We start from the raw sequence: 3,940 nt of genomic DNA on the forward strand, positions 1-3,940 counted from the left end.
CGGCGCCCCGGTTGCCGCCGGCCGCGTACGTCGCCGCCTCCGGTGGCATCTTCCGCGACTGTTCCGTGCACGACTTCGACATCATCCGCTGGGTGACCGGCCGCGAGGTGACCGAGGTGTACGCGGTCGGCGGCAACCGGGGCGCCGGCTACATCAAGGAGGCGGGTGACGCCGACACCACCGGGGCCCTCCTCACCCTGGACGACGGAACCATCGCCGTGGTCTCCAACAGCCGCCACAACGCCCGTGGTTACGACGTCCGCATGGAGATCCACGGCTTCACCGACTCCATCGCGGTCGGCCTGGAGGACAAGCTGCCGCTGCGGTCGGTGGAGCCCGGGGTGACCTTCCCGGCGGGCACTCCCCACGACTTCTTCATGGACCGCTTCACCGCCGCCTACCGCGCCGAACTCACCGCGTTCACCGAGGTCGTGGCCGGCTCCCGGCCGTCCCCGTGCACGGTGGCGGACGCCCTGGAGGCGGGCTGGATCGCCGAGGCGTGCACCCTGTCCCTGCACGAGCACCGTCCCGTCACCCTCGAGGAGGTACGCCGGGCTTGAGCCGGCACCGGAGGCACCCCCGGGCCGCGAACGGAACCGGCCCGGGACTCCGGGCCCTTTCCGAGCCCTCGCGGGGCGGGGTCCGGGGCCGCGCGGATCGCGAAGCGCTCCCCGAGGTTCTCCGCCGGGCCGGGGCGGCGGGTCCCCCGCCCCGGGAACGGCGCGGACCCCTGCGGATCTCCGCAGCCGTGGCCGTGGCCGTCACGGTCACGGCCGTGACGGCCGCGCCTCCCAGCCGGGCGGCGCGATCGGACGGCGCGGCGGAGCAGGGCCGCCCGGAAGGAGGGTGCACCGAAGCGGGGGCGCGGTCGGCCCGCCGTCCACCGGGAATCCGGCCGCTCCCCCGATCAGGTCCCGTGCGGTGTCCCGGGCCGTCGGACTCGACGCCCCTCTCCCTGAGGCGGGTGCGCGCTCGGCGGCGACGGGGCGGGACGTCACGGGGCGGCGGGAGCCCCGGGACACCCACCGCGCTTTTATGAAAATTATATTGCGCAATTTTCGCTTCCTACCTACCGTGGACGCATGGGAGCGAAGCACGAGCGGATCACCGACCTGTCCCGGCTGAAGGCGTTCACCAACCCCCTGCGGATGCAGCTCTACCGGCTGCTGTACGCCGCGGGTTCGGCGACCGCCTCCCAGCTCGCCGAGCAGGTCGATCAGGCGCCGTCGCTGGTCAGTTACCACCTGCGCAAACTGGCCGAGCACGGCTTCGTGAGCGAGGCGAGCGGCCGGAGCGCCGACGGCCGGGAGCGGTGGTGGCAGGTGGCGTCCGAGGAGGGCTGGGGCTTCCGCGACTCGGACTTCGCGGACACGCCCGAAGGGGCCGCCGCCGTCGGCGCGGTGAGCCGCGGCATCTTCGACACCCGCACCGCCCAGTACCGCGCGTACCTGGACCAGAGGGCCGCCTGGGGCAAGGCGTGGACCGACGCCGCGTTCAGTTCCGAATGGCTGATCGACCTGACCCCCGCCGAACTCGCCGAGATGAACGACGAACTCGAGGCGCTGGCCAGGCGCTGGCGGGAACGCGGCAAGGCCGCCCGGGCGGACGGCCGCACGGAGGACCGCGAGCACGTGGCCGTGCACCTCTACGGCTTTCCGTTCCGGCTCTGACACGGCCGTCCCCGACCCCCTGGAGTCCGTCATGGTCCCCGCTGGAACAGTCCTGCCCGAACACGCCGCGCCGGCCCACCGCGACGGCAACGTACTGCGCTGGCTCGCCGCGTACACCGCCTCCCTCGTGGGCGACGGCGTGTACTTCGTCGCCCTCGGCTGGTCCGCCCAGAAGGCCGGCGGCCCCACCCAGGTCGGCCTCGTCATGGCCGCCGGAGCACTGCCGCGCGCGTTACTGATGCTCGGCGGGGGCGTGCTGGCCGACCGGCTCGACCCCCGCCGGGTGCTCCTCGGCAGCGACGCGCTGCGCTGCCTCCTCGTCCTCTCGGTGGCCGCCGGGATCGCGCTGACCGCGCCGGCCCTGTGGATCCTGGTCGCGGTGGCGCTCGTCTTCGGCGCCGTGGACGCCCTGTTCGTCCCCGCGATCGGAGCCCTCCCGCCCCGGATCACCAGCCCCGACCAGCTGGCCCGCGTCACCGGCCTGCGCTCCCTGTCGGTCCGCCTCAGCCAGATCGCGGGCCCGCCGATCGGCGGCCTGGCCATGGGGATCGGGGGCACGGCGGCCGCCTTCACCGTGGCAGGCCTGCTCTTCGCCCTGTCCCTGCCCCTCCTGCTGACGGTACGGATACGCCCCCTCGCCGCACGCGGCGAGGGGCGGCCGGAGCCCGGCACGGTGGGGAGGGACCTCGTCGACGGCCTGCGCTACGTCCGCCGCCACCGCCTCATCGGCCCGCTCGTCACCGCCTGCGCCGTCTGCGAGCTGGGCCTCGTCGGCCCCCTCAACGTCGGCATGGTGCTCCTCAACGCCGAGCGCGGCTGGGGCCCTTCCGGCTACGGCTGGATCGTCAGCGGCTTCGGCGCGGGCGCGGCGGCCGGCGCCGCGCTGCTCACCGTCGTCGGCCGGCTGCCCCGGGCCGGCCTGGTGATGACGGGAACCCTGTTCGCGGGCTGCGCGGGAGCGGCCGCCGTCGCCCTGGTGCCGGCGCTGTGGCTCGCCGTGCTGCTGGCCCTGGTGACCGGGCTGGGCGCCGGTGTCTTCAGCACCCTGAACAACGCCCTGATACAGACCGCGGCCGACCCCGCCTACCTCGGCCGGGTCACCTCCGTCGTCATGCTCACCATGGTCGGCCTCGCGCCCCTTGGCTATCCGCTGGTCGGCGCCGCCATCGGAACCTGGGGCGCGGCCCCGGTGTTCGTCGGCTGCGGAGCCTTCGCCGGCCTGGGCGCGGTCATCGCCCTGGCCTCCGGCGCGGTGCGCCGGGCCGAACTGCCCCGGCGGCCGGGCACGACCGCCTGACGCCCCTCGTTCGGACCGGGCCGGGCCCGCGGTCCCCGTCGGCGGGCGAAGGACGCGCCCGGGCCGGCGGCGGATCCGGTACCGGTCCCCGGCCGGCCGGCGGCGTCCCGACCGGGGAGCGGCCGGGCCTCACGTCGCCTCACCGGTACAGCGCGGGTTTCTCCGCCAGTTCGACCTCCACCCGGCCGCCCTTCTCCAGGGCCCGGACGCCGGCCTCGCAGACGGCGGCCGCCGCGTAACCGTCCCAGGCGCCGGGGCCGCCGACCTCGCCCCGGCGGGTGGTGTCGACCCAGGCCCGGAGCTCGTCGTCGTAGGCCTGGGCGAAGCGCTCGGTCCAGTCCTGGGTGAGGGGGCCGCCCCAGCGGCCGTCCGCGTGGGTGACCAGGTGGTGGTCGTCGCCGATGCGGGCGGTGCCGCGTTCGCAGACGACTTCGGCCTGGACCTGGTAGCCGAAGCCGCAGTTGACGAAGATCTCGACGTCGCCGAGCGCACCGCCGTCGGTCTCCAGGACGACGAACTGCGGGTCGCGCAGTCCCTCGGGCGCCCCGGGAGAGGGCGCGGGGGTGAGCACCGTGACCGCTGTGATCTCGTGGCCCAGCAGCCAGCGGGTGACGTCCACCTCGTGGGAGACGGAGTCGGTGATCAGCATGGACGTGGTGAAGAACGGAGGGCTCGCCACGTTGCGGTGCCGGTGGTGCAGCATCAGGGGCCGGCCCAGCCGCCCCGTCTCCAGCAGTGCCTTGAGGCGGACGTACTCGGCGTCGTAGCGGCGCATGAAGCCGACCTGGACGCGGCGGTGGCCGAGTGCCCGTTCGGCTTCGACGACGCGCAGCGCGGAGGCCGCGTCGGGGGTGAGCGGTTTCTCGCACAGGACGGGCAGGTCGCGTTCGAACGCGGCGAGCAGGGCGGCCTCGTGGGCCGGCCCCGGGGAGGCGACGAGCACGGCGTCGACGCCGGCCGCCGCGATCGCGGC

General features: G+C 74.9%; 4 protein-coding genes. 3 read left to right on the top strand and 1 reads right to left on the bottom strand.

Annotated features, from left to right (window positions below; genetic code table 11):
- From AOK18_RS19510 to AOK18_RS19520, 3 genes are all read left to right on the top strand, one after another.
- Positions 1-560: Gfo/Idh/MocA family protein (locus AOK18_RS19510; protein ID WP_240503241.1), on the top strand; the 560-nt coding region annotated here is incomplete at its 5' end.
- A 522-nt stretch (positions 561-1,082) separates the two neighbouring features.
- The gene (locus AOK18_RS19515) at positions 1,083-1,670 is read left to right on the top strand and encodes an ArsR/SmtB family transcription factor (RefSeq protein WP_055695198.1); all 588 of its coding nucleotides are present in this window, start codon (positions 1,083-1,085) and stop codon (positions 1,668-1,670) included.
- Positions 1,671-1,701: 31 nt separating this feature from the next.
- The gene (locus tag AOK18_RS19520) at positions 1,702-2,967 is read left to right on the top strand and encodes an MFS transporter (protein ID WP_055695199.1); all 1,266 of its coding nucleotides are present in this window, start codon (positions 1,702-1,704) and stop codon (positions 2,965-2,967) included.
- A 139-nt stretch (positions 2,968-3,106) separates the two neighbouring features.
- Here AOK18_RS19520 and AOK18_RS19525 read toward each other — a convergent pair.
- Positions 3,107-3,940 (bottom strand): Gfo/Idh/MocA family protein (locus AOK18_RS19525; protein WP_055695200.1); only part of this gene is annotated, 834 nt, incomplete at its 5' end.

It is taken from the genome of Streptomyces prasinopilosus (assembly GCF_001419695.1).
GTDB classification, from domain to species: domain Bacteria; phylum Actinomycetota; class Actinomycetes; order Streptomycetales; family Streptomycetaceae; genus Streptomyces; species Streptomyces prasinopilosus.

Excerpts from the sequence above, each read along its gene's own strand:
- AOK18_RS19515 (WP_055695198.1), top strand. The coding sequence starts at position 1,083 with ATGGGAGCGAAGCACGAGCGGATCACCGACCTGTCCCGGCTGAAGGCG.
- AOK18_RS19520 (WP_055695199.1), top strand. The coding sequence starts at position 1,702 with ATGGTCCCCGCTGGAACAGTCCTGCCCGAACACGCCGCGCCGGCCCAC.